Origin of the sequence: Sphingomonas sp. OK281 (assembly GCF_900115295.1) — a bacterium.
GTDB lineage: Bacteria > Pseudomonadota > Alphaproteobacteria > Sphingomonadales > Sphingomonadaceae > Sphingomonas.
The window spans coordinates 483,382-499,765 of record NZ_FOVZ01000002.1 but is presented as its reverse complement, the minus strand read 5'-3'; the positions used below and the strand labels follow the sequence as shown (position 1 = coordinate 499,765).

General features: G+C 66.2%; 15 protein-coding genes. 11 read left to right on the top strand and 4 right to left on the bottom strand.

Translation table 11 applies throughout. The features are described from left to right. The first annotated feature begins 27 nt into the window (after window positions 1-27). From BM244_RS08495 to BM244_RS08480, 4 genes are all read left to right on the top strand, one after another. Complete coding sequence (locus BM244_RS08495) at window positions 28-936, top strand: LysR family transcriptional regulator (protein WP_093398520.1); 909 nt, start codon at window positions 28-30, stop codon at window positions 934-936. Window positions 937-1,046: 110 nt separating this feature from the next. After that, window positions 1,047-2,351 carry a CitMHS family transporter gene (locus tag BM244_RS08490; RefSeq protein WP_093398519.1) on the top strand — a complete coding sequence of 435 codons (1,305 nt, stop codon included), beginning with the start codon at window positions 1,047-1,049 and terminating at the stop codon, window positions 2,349-2,351. Beyond that, window positions 2,348-3,727 (top strand): acyclic terpene utilization AtuA family protein, encoded by a 1,380-nt coding sequence (locus tag BM244_RS08485; RefSeq protein WP_093398518.1) that lies wholly within the window; start codon window positions 2,348-2,350, stop codon window positions 3,725-3,727. Before BM244_RS08490 ends, BM244_RS08485 begins: the two co-directional genes overlap by 4 nt. A gap of 1 nt (window position 3,728) precedes the next feature. After that, on the top strand, window positions 3,729-4,031 hold the full coding sequence (locus tag BM244_RS08480; RefSeq protein WP_093399046.1) for an AtuA-related protein: 303 nt from the start codon (window positions 3,729-3,731) through the stop codon (window positions 4,029-4,031). A 433-nt stretch (window positions 4,032-4,464) separates the two neighbouring features. Here BM244_RS08480 and BM244_RS08475 read toward each other — a convergent pair whose 3' ends face one another. Continuing rightward, the gene (locus BM244_RS08475) at window positions 4,465-6,708 is read right to left on the bottom strand and encodes a beta-glucosidase family protein (RefSeq protein ID WP_093399045.1); all 2,244 of its coding nucleotides are present in this window, start codon (window positions 6,706-6,708) and stop codon (window positions 4,465-4,467) included. Window positions 6,709-6,965: 257 nt separating this feature from the next. Here BM244_RS08475 and BM244_RS08470 point away from each other — a divergent pair, with 257 nt between their 5' ends. From BM244_RS08470 to BM244_RS08455, 4 genes are all read left to right on the top strand, one after another. Further along, a complete protein-coding gene (locus BM244_RS08470; protein ID WP_093398517.1) occupies window positions 6,966-7,871 on the top strand; it encodes a DUF1838 family protein in 906 nt (301 codons plus the stop codon). A gap of 63 nt (window positions 7,872-7,934) precedes the next feature. Further along, window positions 7,935-9,356 (top strand): 3-isopropylmalate dehydratase large subunit, encoded by a 1,422-nt coding sequence (gene leuC, locus BM244_RS08465; protein WP_093398516.1) that lies wholly within the window; start codon window positions 7,935-7,937, stop codon window positions 9,354-9,356. Beyond that, entirely contained in the window at window positions 9,353-9,973 is a 621-nt protein-coding gene (gene leuD / locus BM244_RS08460; RefSeq protein ID WP_093398515.1) for a 3-isopropylmalate dehydratase small subunit, read from the top strand. Before leuC ends, leuD begins: the two co-directional genes overlap by 4 nt. Beyond that, entirely contained in the window at window positions 9,970-10,602 is a 633-nt protein-coding gene (locus BM244_RS08455) for an isochorismatase family protein (protein WP_093398514.1), read from the top strand. Before leuD ends, BM244_RS08455 begins: the two co-directional genes overlap by 4 nt. A gap of 63 nt (window positions 10,603-10,665) precedes the next feature. On the opposite strand, the gene BM244_RS08450 is transcribed toward BM244_RS08455, so the two are convergent. Genes BM244_RS08450 through BM244_RS08440 form a run of 3 tightly spaced genes read right to left on the bottom strand, consistent with a single transcriptional unit; the run spans window position 10,666 to window position 13,159 of the window. Beyond that, complete coding sequence (locus BM244_RS08450) at window positions 10,666-12,030, bottom strand: MmgE/PrpD family protein (RefSeq protein WP_254784401.1); 1,365 nt, start codon at window positions 12,028-12,030, stop codon at window positions 10,666-10,668. Between the two features lie 2 nt (window positions 12,031-12,032). Beyond that, entirely contained in the window at window positions 12,033-12,854 is an 822-nt protein-coding gene (locus BM244_RS08445) for an SDR family NAD(P)-dependent oxidoreductase (RefSeq protein ID WP_093398512.1), read from the bottom strand. After that, window positions 12,851-13,159: an REDY-like protein HapK gene (locus BM244_RS08440; protein WP_093398511.1), complete on the bottom strand. Its 309-nt coding sequence runs from the start codon at window positions 13,157-13,159 to the stop codon at window positions 12,851-12,853. Before BM244_RS08440 ends, BM244_RS08445 begins: the two co-directional genes overlap by 4 nt. A 161-nt stretch (window positions 13,160-13,320) precedes the next feature. On the opposite strand from BM244_RS08440, the gene BM244_RS08435 reads away from it, so the two are divergent. The 3 genes from BM244_RS08435 to BM244_RS08425 are packed head-to-tail and all read left to right on the top strand — an operon-like array spanning window position 13,321 to window position 16,314. Beyond that, a complete protein-coding gene (locus tag BM244_RS08435; protein ID WP_093399044.1) occupies window positions 13,321-14,541 on the top strand; it encodes a class I SAM-dependent methyltransferase in 1,221 nt (406 codons plus the stop codon). After that, entirely contained in the window at window positions 14,514-14,888 is a 375-nt protein-coding gene (locus BM244_RS08430; RefSeq protein WP_254784353.1) for a hypothetical protein, read from the top strand. The genes BM244_RS08435 and BM244_RS08430 overlap by 28 nt, the downstream gene beginning before the upstream one ends. After that, window positions 14,872-16,314, top strand: a complete 1,443-nt coding sequence (locus tag BM244_RS08425; RefSeq protein ID WP_254784352.1) for an FAD-dependent oxidoreductase — start codon at window positions 14,872-14,874, stop codon at window positions 16,312-16,314. Before BM244_RS08430 ends, BM244_RS08425 begins: the two co-directional genes overlap by 17 nt. The last annotated feature ends 70 nt before the right edge of the window (window positions 16,315-16,384 follow it).

Sequence of the window (16,384 nt, the reverse complement as noted above, 5' to 3'; positions counted from 1 at the left end):
CAAGCGACGCATTGATGAGAGGCCAGCATGTCCAGATCTCCGAGCATGTCGAGCCTGCGACTATTCATGCAGGTCGCCCATAATCTCAGCTTCAGCGAAACAGCGCGCATGACGAATGTATCGCAACCCGCGCTCAGCAGGACGATTCGACTGCTCGAGGAAATGCTCGACGTCCGCCTGTTCGATCGCAACTCCCGCAATGTCACGCTGACGACAGCAGGCGAGACGCTACTGCCGATCGTGGAGCGGCTGACTGCGGATTTCGATCACGCGTTCATTTCACTTCGTCAGAATTTCGCCGGCGAGCGCGGTCGCGTCGTGGTGGGGGCGTTGCCGTCGGTCGCTGCGGGGGCGCTGCCTCGCATGATCGCGCATTTCCACACCGTCTATCCCTTGGTCGAAATCATCCTCCACGATCATCTGTCGGGTACGCTGTATCAGGAGATGCAGGATCGCCAGATCGATCTCGCGATCACGACGCCGCCGGACGAAGATGCCTTCCGGTTCGAGCCGTTGATTGAAGACGATTATGTCCTGGTCTGTCGGGCCGGACATCCGGTCGATCTGTCCGGCCCGGCAGACTGGTCGATCTTTGCCGACAACCCGTTCATCGCAATGGCGGCGCGCAGCAGCGTACGCGCCTTGACGGACACCGCCTTCATCATGGCCGCGGTCAGCGTGAAACCGCTTTACGAGTGCACGCAACTGGCGACGATGGGCGGGTTACTGGCAGCAGGGCTCGGGATCAGCGCTCTGCCACGGTCGACGCTTGCCATGCTCGGACACGACACGCTTGCGGCACACCCTCTGACATCGCCCGCGATCAGCCGGACGATCGGCTTGGCGTGGCTTGCCGATCGCACGTTACCGCCCGCCGCATCGGCATTCCTCGAACATTTCCTCGAGCATTGGCCGCGTGCCGGCATCGGCGCCTAAAACCCCAATTCAAATTGGTTATCGATCTATCGAACATTTCTAATTGTTGCATCGATACCGAAGCCGCATGGTATCGCCACCATGATAAAAATAACACGGGGGAGGCCGCAATGTTGGCGCTAGTTGGCGGAATGACGCTCCTAGCGTTGTTGGCGTCGATCCTGTCGAATCGGGTCTCGCCGCTCGCGGCACTGATCCTGATCCCGATTGTCGGCGCAATTGTCGCCGGTCTTGCCCCTCACATTCCCGAATACATTCTCGCCGGCCTGACCAAGATCGCACCGGTTGCCGGAATGTTCGTCTTCGCAATCCTGTTCTTCGGCATCATGACGGACGCTGGCCTGCTCGCGCCGATCGTCTCGCGCATCCTGAAGCTGGTCGGCGAGCGCCCCTCGCGGATTACGCTGGGCACGGCTGCCTTGGCGCTCATCATCCATCTCGACGGTTCGGGCGCGGTGTGTTTCCTGATTACCATACCGGCCCTTCGGCCGCTGTATGATCGCCTGGGGATGGATCGCCGCGTGCTCGCATGCACCGCCTCCATGGCGGCGGGCGTGAACTTCCTTCCCTGGACCGGGCCGACGTTACGCGCAGGCGCTGCGCTGAACCTGTCCGTCTCCACGATCTTCACCCCAATGATCTGGATCCAGGTGATCGGTCTCGTCTTCGTCTTCACAGCATCATGGTGGCTCGGCAAGCGCGAAGAGCGCCGCCTGGGTTTGACCGGAAATACCCTGTCCGGTCTCCCCATACCGCCCGTGATCGAGGAGAGCGAAGCGGTACTGGCGCTGCGTCGACCGCGACTTTATCCCATCAACGCAGCGCTTACGCTGGTCGTCGTCGGCGTCATGGTGAGTGGCGCGATCGAGCCTGCCGTCGCGTTCATGGCCGGGACCGCACTCGCGCTCGTCATTAACTATCCCTCGGCTGGCGAACAGCGCAGTCGGATCGATGCCCACGCGCACGCGGCACTGTTGATGGCGTCGATCCTGTTCGCGGCCGGCGCGTTCACGGGAATCATGTCGGGTTCGGGCATGATCCGCGCGCTTGCGGTCGCGTCGGTATCCCATGTCCCGGACGGAGTGGGCACCCACATTCCCGTTTTTCTCGGCCTGCTGGCGATGCCACTCAGCCTCGTGTTCGATCCCGATAGTTTCTACATGGGCGTACTACCCGTCATAGCCGAAGTCGCGGGCCATTTCGGCGTGCCCTCGGTCAAGGTCGCACAGGCTGCCCTGCTCGGTCAGATGACCACTGGCTTCCCCGTAAGCCCCCTCACCCCGGCCACCTTCCTAGTCGCCGGGTTGAGCGGCATCGAACTCGGCGCGCATCAGCGGTTCTCGATCCCTTGGCTGTTCGCGGCCTCGGTGATCATGACGCTCGCGGCGGTTATCCTTGGACTATTTCCCCTATGACGAACGACGTTTTCCTCCAGGACGCCGGTTCGGGCGATTTCCCTCCGTTGAGGATCGGTGCGGGGGCCGGATATTCGGGCGACCGGATCGAACCGGCGATCGAGCTCGCGAAACATGGCGCGCTCGATTTCCTGGTGTTCGAATGCCTTGCCGAACGCACGATCGCAATTGCACAAGCCGCACGGCAGGCCGACCCCGAGGCGGGATACGATCCCTTGCTCGAAGACCGGATGCGCGCCGTACTTGCGCCAGCGCGTGCGCGCGGCGTGCGGATCGTCACCAACATGGGCGCCGCCAACCCCGTCGCAGCCGCCCGCTGCGTGGCCCGGATCGCACGCGAGATGGGTCTCGACGGGCTGAAGATCGCTGCCGTGATGGGCGACGACGTCCTCGATATCGTCAACAGCCAGCGCTGGCCGCTGATCGACCGCGACGGCACCAGTGCGGATCTGGGCGACGCGATCGTGTCGGCCAACGCCTATCTCGGCGCGGCGGGTATAGTCGAGGCGCTAGATGGCGGCGCCGACGTCGTCATCACGGGCCGCGTCAGCGATCCAGCGTTGTTCCTCGGTCCGCTCGTCCATCATTTTGGCTGGCATGCCGACGAGTGGACGTTGCTCGGGCGAGGCACGCTGGTTGGCCACCTCCTCGAATGCGCAGGGCAGCTAACCGGCGGCTACTTTGCCGATCCCGGCATCAAGGAGGTCCCTGGCCTCGCTCGCCTGGGCTTTCCGATCGCCGAGGTCTCCGCGGACGGATCGGCGATCCTGAGCAAGGTCGACGGATCGGGCGGACGGCTGTCGATCGCCGCGTGCAAGGAACAGCTGTTGTACGAGATTCTCGATCCGGGGGCTTATCTTCAACCCGATGCGGTCGCCGATTTCCGCAATGTCGTCTTTCGTGAGGTCGGCTCGGATCGCATCGCAGTGACCGGCGGCACGGGTGGGGCGCGCCCCGAAACGCTCAAGGTCTCGATCGGCTATAAGGACGGGTTCATCGGCGAGGGTCAGATATCCTATGCCGGCATGGGGGCCGCGGCGCGTGGGCAACTGGCATTGGAGATCGTTCGCGAACGGCTGGCGATCATCGGCGTACCGATACGCGAACTTCGTACCGAACTGATCGGCATCGACGCGGTCGATCGCACCCTATCGGCGGATCGGGAGTCGATACGCGAAGTCCGGGTCCGCGTCGCCGGACGTACGCAAAGCCATGCCGACGCGCGGCGGATCGGCGCAGAGGTTGAGGCTCTCTACACCAACGGCCCGTTCGGCGGCGGTGGCGCGACCAGAAGCGTCCGCGAGGTCATTGCGGTCGCCTCGACTCTGGTGCCGCGAACGATGATTCGATCGGCCGTCCAATATGAGGTCGCCTGACGTGCTGCTCCGCGACATCGCGCACCTGCGCACCGGTGACAAAGGCGACATCTCGCAAATTTCCGTGATTGCCTACGCGCCCGAGCATTATGAAACCCTTGTCCGGTGCGTCACACCGGAGCGCGTGCGCGCGCATCTCGCTGGGCTGTCGATTCGCACGCTCCATCGATACGAACTTCCCACGCTCCATGCCCTGAACCTGGTGCTCGAAGGTGCTTTGGCCGGAGGAGTGACGAGATCCCTATCCCTCGACGCGCACGGCAAAACGCTTGGTGCTCAGTTGCTAGACCTCTCAATCGATTGAGTTCCGGACGGCGCGGCGATCCAACGAAATTAGCCTGACCATTTAGATGCATTCCCAAGGCTGTACCTGCCGGAACCCGCAAAGCGCGCCTCACCGCTGCTAATTCTGGCATCGGAAAAGTAGCAAAGAGTCAGGCGCCGGAGGAGGTCGCCCGCGCAAATCGGCGCGCAAAATACAGGTAAAGGTCGCCTGTACGACGATACCGATCGTCACATTCCTGTCCGTCATGGTCTCCGCCATTGCCGATCTGGAAGGCCGTCGATGGCTCAGCCCCGGAGACTGGGTATCGCCGGATTAGCAACGGCCGTTTGCATGTAAGGGCGAGGCCCTTCCATCGATGATCAAAGGCGGAAACGATACCCGACAGAGGGTCACTCCGAAACGGTGGAACACGCTTCGGGTGAGCCGACCCCACTCGGCCCTCCGATCAGACCTATGGCTTCAACCATGCCTCAACCAGGTTCATGTCGCTAGTTATGACCGCTGTTTCCACGTCGCGACCGACGGACACCCGCACCGTCCCGCGGCGGACGTGCCAGCCTGGCCGCGAAACGTCGTATTGGGCGAGAAGGCGACGGTCGATCGCGATCGACACGGTCCGCCGCTCGCCCGGCGCCAGCGTCACGCGGTCGAAGCCAATCAGGCGCGATACCGGTGCTCCCTCCCGCCCGGCGACGGACGCATAGACCTGTGGCACGTCCGATCCAGCGCGCGTGCCGCTATTGGTGACGGTGAAGACGACGCGCGGTACGGTACCGCCAGTCACCGTCAGCCCCGAATAGGCGAAACGCGTATAGGACAAGCCGTATCCGAACGGGAACAACGGCTTGGCCCCGGTACGGCGATACCAGCGATACCCGGCATCGGCGCCCTCGACATAGTCGACCGGGAAGGATTCGACTCCGCCGCTGATGTCGATCGTCGTCGCGCCGACGGTCGGTGGCTTGCTCGCCTGCCGTGCCGCGGCCTCGTTCACCTTGTCGAGCCCCGGAATGTCGGGGCGTGGCATCTGGCGGTCGCTCGCCGGGAAAGTCAGCGGCAGCCGCCCGGTGGCGTCGACTTCACCGAACAGGACGCGGGCAATCGCCTCGCCGCCGCGCTCGCCAGGATACCAGGCTTCGAGCACCGCACCGACCCGTGGCAACCACGGCATCAACACCGCGCCACCGGTTTCGAGCACGACGGCCGTCTTCGGGTTGGCCGCCGCCACCGCCTCGATCAACGCATCCTGACCGTCCGGCAACGCCAGCGTCGCGAGGTCGACCGCCTCGGTTCGCCACTGCGTCGCGAACACGAACACCAGGTCGGCGGTTCGGGCCGCATCGGCGGCAGCGGCTACATCCTGGCCGTCGAGATACACGATCTCCGCCTTGGGAACACGCGCCGCGATCGCAGTCAGCGGCGACGAACCGTGATAGGTCACCTTGATGAAACCCAGGTTCGGCGGACCATTGGGCATCGGCATGCGGATCGGCGTGCCCGCGACCGCGGCGACCTGCGACGACCCCCCACCCGACAGCACGCCGACATCGGCATGACCGCCGATCACGACGATTCGCTTGGCGGTCCTAGCGGCGGGCAACAGGCCGCGATCGTTCTTGAGCAAGACGATACCGGCTTCTGCGGCCTGTTGCGCGATCAGGCCATGCGCGGTGTAGTCGATCGGTTGCGGCACGGCAGGCGACGGCGTGTCGATCACACCCTGTGCGAACATCGTCCGCAGGATGCGGGCAACCATGTCGTCGATCCGGGCCTGCGATACCGTCCCGGCTTCGACCGCCGCCCTCAACAGCGCACCGAAATAGATCGCCTTGTCCAGTTCCTGGCCGGATTCCTGGTCGAGCCCGGCATTGGCCGCTTTCACCGTCGAATGGACCGCCCCCCAGTCGGACATCACCCAGCCCTTGAAGGCCCAGTCGCGCTTGAGAACGTGGTTCAGCAGGTGGTCGTTCTCGCAATCCCAGTCGCCATTGACCTTGTTGTAGCCACACATGACCGATCCCGGCTGGCCGCGCTCGATCGCGATCTGGAACGCGAGCAGGTCACTTTCCCGTAACGCCGCCTCGGACATGCGCGCGTCGAGGACGTAGCGCCCGCTTTCCTGCGAATTCAACGCGAGATGCTTGATCGTCGAGACGATGCCGTTCGATTGCACGCCCCGGATGCTCTCGCCCGCCAGGACGCCGCTCAGCAGCACGTCTTCGCCAAGATATTCGAAATTGCGGCCGTTCCACGGATCGCGGGTCAGGTTGACTCCGCCCGCGAGCAAAACGTTGAACCCCTTCGCCCGCGCTTCCGCACCGATCATCGCGCCACCGGCATAGGCGATCGCCGGATCGAAGCTGGCGGCGGTCGCGAGACTGGACGGCAATGCGGTGGCGACGTCGCCCGGGCGCATGCTGCCGCCATTGGCGATGCCGAGGCTGGCATCGGTCTCGTACAGATCGGTGATCCCGAGCCGCGCCACGCCTGGGATATGCCCCGCGCCGACCCGCTTGTCCGCCGGGTTCGCCTTGCGGACCGAAGATCCGAAGGTTCCGTGGAGCATGGCGATTTTCTCGTCGAGCGTCATCGCCTTTACCACCAATGCAGCGCGCGCATCTGGCGACAACGACGCGTCGCTCCAGGGTCGCGCGTTTGCCGGGGAGGCTTGCGCCTGCGCCGAAATCGGCAACATCGTCGCGAGAGCAATGCCCGCCAGATATCCTGCGGTCCGGTTTTTCACGTCTCGATCCCTTTCAACGGAAGCGTGGGGCAGGTCAGGGGCGATCGCCCCTGGTCCGCGTCCAGCCTGCGCGGCAGCCTAGTCGAGCCCCTGCAGCATACCGCGATCGGTGAGCATCTAGCCGTCAGGCGGACTATCCTACCACCCACACCACCCCCGCGCCCGGATCGCATAGACCTGCGCCGACGGTGATTGGGGACGGGGTCGACATGATCGAAATGGGACGACGGCGTGCGATCGGCATGATCAGCGGCACGATTGGCGCCGGGTTGGCGGGTCTGGGCCTGACTGAAACGAGCCTGGCCTCCCCCGCGCCACGACGCGGCGGCGCACTCGATTTCGCGCGATCGGAGGATCGGCTGAAGGCGTACATGCTCATGCGTGGCGCGCTCGACGAGCGGCTGGTGATCGGCGGCATCAGCGGCAGCTATTTCGGGGTGGTGGACGACCGGATCACGCCGCTGTGGGACGTCACCGCCGTGACCTTCGCGCGCTATCGGCGCCGTGCCGATGGCGGCTATGACGGGTACACCGCCGAAGTCGCGTATTTCATCGACCCGCAGACCCGGCGCGCAACGGGCCAGTTCCGCAATCCCTATACCGACGAGATCGTGATCGAACCGCAGCAAGGCTATCCCCCGGCGCACGTCGTGATCGGCGCGGACCTGAGTTTCGGGTTGGCGGTCCCCATACCGGGCCTCGTGCTGGACCACCGGATCAAGCAGCCCGACGTCCGCGGCGACGATGTCTGGATTTCGGAAATCAGCCAGAGCGCGATGACGCTGCCGGGCGCCGCGGCGAATGTCCGCAAGCCCGTGCGATACAGTGAAAATATCATCATGCATGCGCGGCGCTCCGAACTGGAGACGCCCGGCGTCCGGCGGGTCCGGACGGACGTCAGCTTTACCAATATCGTCAGCTGGCGGCCCTGGATGAACATGGGCGATCGTCCCGGCCACCTGACCGCGATCGGAGCCGGCAGTGTCTCGGACACCATGGACCTGCTGCCCGCCGACTGGATCGCGGCCACGCGCGAGAAGCGGCCCGCGCTGCTGGATAATCCCGGCATGCTGCTCGATGCGATCTGGAACACCGCTGGCAAGACCGGTGCCTAGCCGCCCTTCGGACAACCGGCCGAGACCATCTCGCGGCCGCTGCGGCGCGGTCTAGGAAACGCCATGCCCAGGACATTGTACGAAAAGCTTTGGGACAGTCACGTCGTCGCCGATCTGTCCCCGCAGCAAAAGGGCGGCGACGCGCTGCTGTATATCGATCGCCACCTCGTCCACGAGGTGAGCAGCCCCCAGGCATTCCAGGCGTTGCGCGACGCCGGGCGCCGGTTGCGGCGACCGGAAACGCATCTCGCTGTCGCCGATCATGCGGTGCCAACGCGCAGCCGGGGCACGATCGCCGATCCGCTCGCGGCGGCTCAGGTCGCCGAACTCGAAGCGAACGTCGCGGAGTTCGACGTACCCTATCGCCGGCTCGACGGCGAAGGCCAGGGCATCGTCCACGTCATCGGCCCGGAGGCGGGCTTCACGCTGCCCGGCATCACGCTCGTCTGCGGCGACAGTCACACGACCACGCATGGCGCCTTCGGCGCGCTCGCATTCGGGATCGGCGCGAGCGAATGCGGGACGGTAATGGCCGCGCAATGCCTCAAGCAAAAGCGCGCGAAGACGATGCGCGTCGAACTGATCGGCACGCTGTCACAGCATGTGACGGCAAAGGACATCGCCCTCGCCTTCATCGCCCGGGTCGGTGCGATGGGTGCGGCGGGGTATGCGGTGGAATATGCCGGTCCGGGCGTCGCCGCGCTGTCGATGGCGGCACGCATGACCTTGTGCAACATGACCATCGAAGCCGGGGGCCGCATCGGGCTGATCGCGCCCGACGAGACCACGTTCGCGTATCTCGAGGGCCGCGCACTCGTCCCGCGCGGCGAGCGATGGAGGCAAGCCGTCGCATATTGGCGGACGCTCCACTCCGACGGCGACGCGGTGTTCGATACGGTCGTCGTCATCGACCTCGGCGACATCGCCCCGCATGTCAGCTGGGGTACGAGCCCCGAGGACTGCGCGCCGATCACCGCGAGCGTGCCGGACCCCACCACGATCATCGACGCCGGCGCGAGGCGGCGGCTGGAAAAGGCGCTCGCCTATATGGACCTCGCGCCCGGCACGCCGCTTCAGGCAATTGCGATCGACAGGGTGTTCATCGGTTCGTGCACCAACGGCAGGATCGAGGACCTGCGCGCCGCGGCGTCGGTCGTCGCGGGACGCTGCGTCGCCGACGGGGTGACTGCGATCGTCGTGCCCGGCTCGACCGCGACCAAGCATCAGGCCGAAGCCGAGGGGCTCGACGTGGTCTTCCGCGCTGCCGGTTTCGAGTGGCGCCATGCCGGCTGTTCGATGTGCGTCGCGATGAACGACGACCGGCTCTTTCCCGGCGAACGTTCGGCGTCCACCTCCAACCGCAATTTCGAGGGTCGCCAAGGGCCCGGCGGCCGGACGCATCTGATGAGCCCGGCCATGGCCGCAGCCGCCGGGATCGCTGGCCACCTGGTCGATATCCGCAATCTGGGAGCGCCCGTCGCATGACACCATTCGGACGCCTCACCGGCACGGCGGCGCCCCTGCCCGAGGAGAATGTCGATACCGACATCATCTTCCCGGCGCGCTTCCTGCTGATCACGGAGCGGCACGGGCTGGGCCGCTACGCGTTCCACGATCGCCGCTTTGCCGCGGACGGATCAGAGATCGCGACGTTCGTACTCAACCGTACGCCGTGGCGTGGTTCGCCGATCCTGATCGCCGGCGCCAATTTCGGATCGGGATCGAGCCGCGAGCAAGCGGTATGGACGTTGCTCGGGCACGGCATACGCTGTGTGGTCGCGTCCAGCTTCGGCGAGATCTTCCACGGCAATTGCCTGCGCAACGGCGTGCTGCCAATCATCCTTCCCGAGCCGATAGTTGTCGCGCTGATGGCTTCGGCACAGGATGGTCGCATCTTCGTCGTCGATCTCGACGCGCAAGTGATCGCGAGCGAGGGCCTGCCCCCTCTATCCTTTCCCATCGACCCGGAACAGCGCCTCGCCTTGCTCAACGGCTGGGACGAGACCGACCTGATCCTCAATGCGCGCGGGCCTGACATCGCCGCCTTCGAGGATCGCCAATGCCGCGATCAACCCTGGCTGTACGAACTGGAGGTATCATGATGGTCGACGATCTGGCGGCGAACTACGCCGGCGTCTACGGCACGCGGATCGGCTTCGGCACGCGCCCCGCGCTGCTGATGATCGACTTCTGCCAGGGCTATTTCGATCCGACGTGCGATCTTTATTCCGGGGTCGAGGACGCGCTCGCCTCGGCCCTGCGCGTCCGGGTCGCGGCGCGCGCGGCTGGTGTACCGGTGATCCTGACCAATGTCGTCTATCATCCGACCGCGATCGACGGCGGCCGCTTCTTCGAAAAGGCGGCGCCTCTCCGCCATTTCCTCGCCGGCAACCCGATGGGCGCCTGGCCCGAAGGGCTGCTGCCGGAAGCCGACGAACTGGTGATCTCGAAACAATATCCAAGCGCGTTCTTCGGCACCTCGCTCGCCTCGACGCTGACCGCATTGGGCGTCGACAGCGTATTGCTGACCGGCCTGACGACCAGCGGCTGCATCCGTGCAAGCTGCGTCGATGCGATGTCGCACGGTTTCCGTACCGCGGTGATCTCAGACGCATGCGGCGACCGTCACGTTGCGCCCCACGACGCGAACCTGTTCGACATGAACGCGAAATATGCCGACGTGGTACGCGAAGCCGATGCGGTGGCGTTCTTGGAGACCCTGAGGCGCTGACGGGGCGGGGATCGGGGACGAGAGTCCATCGGCCATGCAGGATATGCCCCGAGGTCCGGGACGTCAGCCGATAATCCCTGTGCGGCGAATGACCGCTGCCGCGTCCTCTGCCCGGTCGAGCGTCGCGATCGTGTCGAACAGCGGTCCGTCGCACGCGTCGAGCCCCGCGAAAGCGAGGCAATCCCGCGCCTTTCGCCGGTGCTGTTCGGGCGTGAGCGGAAACGCCGGGGAACCCAGTTGCGCGACCACGTCGGCCCGTAGCACGCGGCCGTCATGGAGGCGCGCGATCGCACGGGCCGGGACGAACGCGGCGGGATCCGGATTGGCGTCGGCGACCACCGTCACGCGCCCGGCAATCGCCAGCGTCGCCGGATCGTACAGCAGGTCGGCGCGGAAATCGCCGAGTCCGACGGTCCCCCGCCGGAGCGTCACCGCGGCCAGCCATCGCAAGCATAGCCGTGCATAGCCGGGCGCCATGTCGTGCCGCACCGGACGACCGACGAGCCGGTGGATCAGCGGTGGCGCATGATACTCGAGCGACTGCAGCATGTCCGCGGTGAGACCATACTCGGCGACCAGCGCCTGCACGGCGACGATCCCGCCATGTCCCGCGCGTCCGGTCGGGAACGGTTTCCAGCTGACCTCGGCAATCCGGTGGCCCTGCCCGAGCATTGCGAGCGCGGCACCGAGGTCTGAGCCCGTCTCGAACAGGGTCAGGTAGCCGAACGGGCCGTCGATCGGATGTTCCACGCCAGGCATTCCCGCCAATGCGAGATCGACCGCAAGCAGTGCGCCGCGCGCTGCATTGGCGATCTGGATCGGCAATGCGGGCTTGCCCTCGACATGCGCCTGCATGGTACCCGAGGCGAAGGCGAGCGCATGGCCGAACGCATCTCGCGCAGTACGACGGTCCATTCCGCGCAGGTTGGCGATCGCCGCGATGCACCCGAAGATCCCCGCGGTGGCCGGACGGAAGAACGTCAGCGGGCCGGTCGCCGCAAGTCCTAGCGTGACCGCGACATCGACGCCCGCGACGATCGCGGTCAGCAACCGCGCGCCGTCGACCAGCCTGCCGCGGTCGATCTCGGCGAGCAGCGCCGCGAGGATCGTTGCCATCGGATGGAGAACCGCAGGTTCGTGGACGCAGTCATATTCCTGGCCGTGGATCTGGAACGCGTTGAGGAACGCCGCGGACGACGCCGGCAACCGCACGCCCGGCCGTCCCAGCACGCCGGCAGCCCCGCCCTCGCCCCCACCCTCGCCCCAGCCCCGCACCACCGCGAACACCGCATCGGCATGCGCGGCGTTCCGCCCGGCAACGCCGACGCACAGGCTGTCATGCAGGAACGTCCGCGCAGCCTCGCGCGTGGTGTCCGGCAGTTCGTCCCAGCGCAGTGAAAGCGCATGGTCGATCAGGCACTCCGACACGCTCAATGCGGTTCCTCGCCCCCCGACACGTTCATGCTCTCGCCGGTGATGTAGGTGGCGTCGTCCGAGCACAGGAACGCGACCGCGGCAGCGGTATCGCCTGGCAAACCCGGGCGGCCCATCGGGATCCGCGCCGCCATCCGGATCAGATATTCGTCGACCGACACGCCCTGCAACGCTGCGAAATGCGCGTTCTGCCATGCGCCGAGTCCGGTCGTGACGTGGTTGGGACAGACGTTGTTGACGGTGATGCCGTGGTCGCCGAGCTCGGTTGCGGCCGAGCGGACCAGCCCCACCAGCCCATGCTTCGACGCGGTATAGGCCTGCGCGTGCGGGAAACCGGACTTGGCCGCCTGGCTGGCGATGTTGACGATCCGCCCGCCGCGGCCCTGCGTGATCATGACCTCCGCCGCCGCCTGGAGACCGTAGAACGCGCCGCTCAGGTTGACGTCGATCACCGCGCGCCAGTCGTCCGGCGAGACGTCGAGCAGCGGCTTCATGATATAGCCGATGCCGGCATTGTTGACCCAGATGTCGAGCGAGCCGTGCGCCGCGACCGCATGCGCCGCAAGCGCGCGAACCTGTACCGGATCGCGGACGTCGCACGGGAAGGCGGAGCCACCCGCGATGAGCGATCCGACGATGGCCTGCATGTCCGCCGAACTGCCGATCATGGCATCGGGCGTCGCGGCATCCTGCGACGCGCCGATGTCGGAGACGACGACGGTCGCGCCCTCCGCGGACAGGCGCCGGACGATCGCCTCGCCCAGACCTCCGGCGCGACCGGAGCCGGTGACGACCGCGGTCTTGCCGGCGAACCTCATGCGACGATCTGCTCGGTGGTCAGGAAGGTGACGTCGGCCATCTCCTGAAACGCGGCGGCGATCGCGATCATCGCCTTGGTGGCGATCTCCTCGCCGAACCGGCCCATGTCCGCGACGTCGATCGTCTCGATATAGGCGTAGGGCGGTGCTGCCGCGGAGCCGAGCTGGCCAGTGGTGCGGAACACCTCGAACCGCTCGACCGATGCCAGCCCGTTCACGGTCGGCAGGTCGACCGTCCGGGCCCAGGACTCATACGCGTCGACCGACACGCCGGGCTTGAGATTGAACAGGACGATGAGACGCATGGCGTTTTCCCGGGGTTTGAGGTGCCCGGACGCTAGCGGATGCCGCCGGGCGGAGTGGCGGGGCGGCTGGAGTGATCGCGACGCGACTATTGTGCGTCCGCAGGATTGCGCCGGTTGGTCGAAACCCGAACAGGGTGACATCGCAACGCAAGGATCCGACCGTGGACCAAAGCAGCAGCACTATCAGCCCGCCCCCCTATGACGGGCCGCCCGATTACCGCGTTGTCGGCCGGCACGCGCTGTTCCCGCAGACCAGCCACGACGAGATCGAGCGGATCAATTTCCTCGCGCAGATGAACCGCCATCTGGCCGCCCGCGTCGTACCCGGCGTCAAGGCCGCGTATGACGCGAGGGTCGCACCCAGATTCGCGAGCGCGCATGGCCGCCCGATCGCCGACCGGCACGAGGCCCGCAAGAGCCTGCTTCAGGATCCCGCGTTCCAGACCTGGTCCGCGCTCCGTCGCCTGACGATGGAACAGCGCCAGCAGGCCGGGCGCTGGACGGTGATCCGCCAGCGCGAGGCGCTTGCGCGGATCGCCGCCGGGCTCACCGATGGCGACGACCGGCTTACGCTCGATCCGACGCTGGCAATCCCGCGCTACGTGTCCGCGGTCGATCATCACTGCATGCCCGGCAGCTATCATCGGGAGGCGTTCGACGGCGATGTCGCCAACGGCGCGAATTACGATCATGCGGGTTTCGTCACGACGGGGGGCCTGCTCGGAAAATATTCGGACGGCGGCGGGCATGCGGTGGTCAAATGGGTCAAACGCAACCTGCCTGACTTCGCACCGCGGACGATCCTTGAGATCGGCGGCACCGTCGGCCACAGCAGCCTGCCGCTCGCACAGGCGTTTCCCGAGGCGGAGATGACGATCGCCGATCTCGGCGCGCCGATGCTGCGCTATGGCCTCGCCCGTGCGAAATCGCTGGGCGTCGACAATATCCGCTGGGTTCAGGCAAGCGGCGAAGACCTGTCGATATTTCCGGACGCCAGCTTCGACTGGATTCAGACGACGATGTTCCTGCACGAACTGTCGACCACCGCGCTGCGCAACATCTTCGCCGAGACGCGGCGGTTGCTCAAGCCGGGCGGCATCGTCCTGCACGTCGAACAGCCGCAATACGCGCCCGACATGCCGTTGTTCGAACAGGCGATGCGCGACTGGGATGCGTTCTACAACAACGAGCCGTTCTGGAGCCGGATGCACGAGATGGACCTCGATGCGGCCATGATCGACGCGGGTTTCGATCCGGACGGGTTGATCCACGGTGGCGTGACGGGCGTGGTCGACCGCGATCTGTTCCCCGACGCGCAGGACGACGACACCGAGGACTATGGGCGAAAAGCCGCGTGGCACGTGATTGGGGCTATGGCATGAGTTTCGCGGACGCCCTCGGCGAAGCTGGCGCCAAGCCGGCGGGAAAACGGCCCTATTTCCTCGAGCCACAGGTCGAACGGGTGCTCGCGATCACGATGGCGGTCGCGCAGGAGCTGGCCGTCTCGCGGCAGCGGGTCGATACGCTGGAGCGGCTGCTCACGGCCCGGGGCCTACTCGGGGACGGGGAGATCGATGCGTTCGCGCCCGACCCGCTTGCCGCCACCGAACGCGCGATGTGGAGCCAGGAATATATCGCCCGCATCCTCCGCATTGTCCAGCAGGAGAACGAGGCCGCGATCGCGACCAGCGACGTGGCGTCGGGCGACGTCGGTGATCAGCTTGGCTGACCGTGGCACGTTCGAATTCACGGTTCCCATTCTGATCGTCGGTGGCGGTGCCTGCGGTTGCGTCGCGGCGCTCGCAGCGAAGGATGCAGGCGTCGCGCCGCTGCTGATCGAACAGGATGCGCGGCCAATGGGTACGACCGGCATGTCGCAGGGGCTGTTCTGCGCGGCGGGAACGAAGGCGCAGGCGGCGCTGGGCATCGACGACGACGGTGAGACGCTGTTCGCCGACATCATGGCGAAGACGCGTGGCCTGGCCGACCCGGTCGTCGCCCGCGCGATCGCGTTCGGATCCGGGCCGACTGCGGACTGGTTGATCGAGACACACGGACTGCCCTGGACGCTCGATACCGGATTTCGACCGGCCTACGGGCACAGCCGGTTCCGGGTGCATGGCTGGTACGGCCATGAGGGCGCGGACATGGTGCCGCTGCTCCACCAGAAACTGGCCGAGGCGGACATCGACGTGCTGCTCGGGGCGCGGCTGACGGACATCTTTGCCGATTCCGATGGGCGGGTCCGCGGTGTCGAGATCATGCGACCCGATGGCGCGATCGAACATATCGGCTGCGAAACGCTGATACTCGCCAGCGGCGGTTTCGCGGCGGACGCCGCGATGGTCGCGCGGTTCATGCCGGAAATGGCGCAGGCGCGGCAGAATGGCCATGAGGGTAGCCGTGGGACCGCCGTGCGGCTGGGCGCGGCGGTCGGCGGCGCGCTGGCCGACATGGGCGCGTATCAGGGCTATGCGATGCTCACCGAACCGCAAGGCATCAGCGTACCGCCCGGCGTGATCGTCGAGGGCGGCCTGATCGTCAATATCGACGGCCAGCGCTTCACCGACGAAACCGCCGATATCGCCGGGATGGTCCATCCCGTGATGGCACAGCCGGGCGGGCATTGCTGGGTGATCTTCGACGCGGGGATCGAGGCGCGCAACGCCTATGTCCCCGACACGCGCGCGCTGATCGACCTGCGCGCGGCGAAGTGCGCGGACAGCATCGGCGATCTCGCAGCCCTGATCGACGTCGATCCCGCCACGTTGGGCGCAGCGCTCGCCGAGGCTCACGCGGCACGACGCGAGGGTCGCGTCGATGCGCAGGGCCGTGCCTGGAGCGACGATACGCCCCCGGTCGCACCGTTCCGCGCGCTGAAAGTCGTCGGTGCGATCTATCACACGCAGGGCGGCCTGCAGATCGACGGCGAAGCGCGCGTGCTGCGCACCGATGGCCGCGCGCTGCCGAACCTGTTCGCGGGCGGCGGCGCGGCGCGGGGCGTCTCGGGGCCGTCCTACTGGGGCTATCTCCCGGCAATGGGGCTCTGCACCGCCGTGACGCTCGGACGCCTCGCCGGCGAGACTGCGGCGAAGCACGTGCTAGACATGCGATCGATCCTCCCCCTGCAGAGCGAAGTGGTTGTCGCAACCTGACGCAGAGGGCGGCAACGGATAACATCCGTTCCGCCCTCCGCCGCTTCACGCGCGCCTGCGGGGGATCAGT

What these genes read in the sequence shown, in the direction of transcription:
- BM244_RS08440 (WP_093398511.1), bottom strand. Translation starts at nt 13,159, where the DNA reads ATGCGTCTCATCGTCCTGTTCAATCTCAAGCCCGGCGTGTCGGTCGAC.
- BM244_RS08485 (WP_093398518.1), top strand. Translation starts at nt 2,348, where the DNA reads ATGACGAACGACGTTTTCCTCCAGGACGCCGGTTCGGGCGATTTCCCT.
- leuC (WP_093398516.1), top strand. Translation starts at nt 7,935, where the DNA reads ATGCCCAGGACATTGTACGAAAAGCTTTGGGACAGTCACGTCGTCGCC.
- BM244_RS08470 (WP_093398517.1), top strand. Translation starts at nt 6,966, where the DNA reads ATGATCGAAATGGGACGACGGCGTGCGATCGGCATGATCAGCGGCACG.
- leuD (WP_093398515.1), top strand. Translation starts at nt 9,353, where the DNA reads ATGACACCATTCGGACGCCTCACCGGCACGGCGGCGCCCCTGCCCGAG.
- BM244_RS08455 (WP_093398514.1), top strand. Translation starts at nt 9,970, where the DNA reads ATGATGGTCGACGATCTGGCGGCGAACTACGCCGGCGTCTACGGCACG.
- BM244_RS08490 (WP_093398519.1), top strand. Translation starts at nt 1,047, where the DNA reads ATGTTGGCGCTAGTTGGCGGAATGACGCTCCTAGCGTTGTTGGCGTCG.
- BM244_RS08445 (WP_093398512.1), bottom strand. Translation starts at nt 12,854, where the DNA reads ATGAGGTTCGCCGGCAAGACCGCGGTCGTCACCGGCTCCGGTCGCGCC.
- BM244_RS08475 (WP_093399045.1), bottom strand. Translation starts at nt 6,708, where the DNA reads ATGTTGCCGATTTCGGCGCAGGCGCAAGCCTCCCCGGCAAACGCGCGA.
- BM244_RS08495 (WP_093398520.1), top strand. Translation starts at nt 28, where the DNA reads ATGTCCAGATCTCCGAGCATGTCGAGCCTGCGACTATTCATGCAGGTC.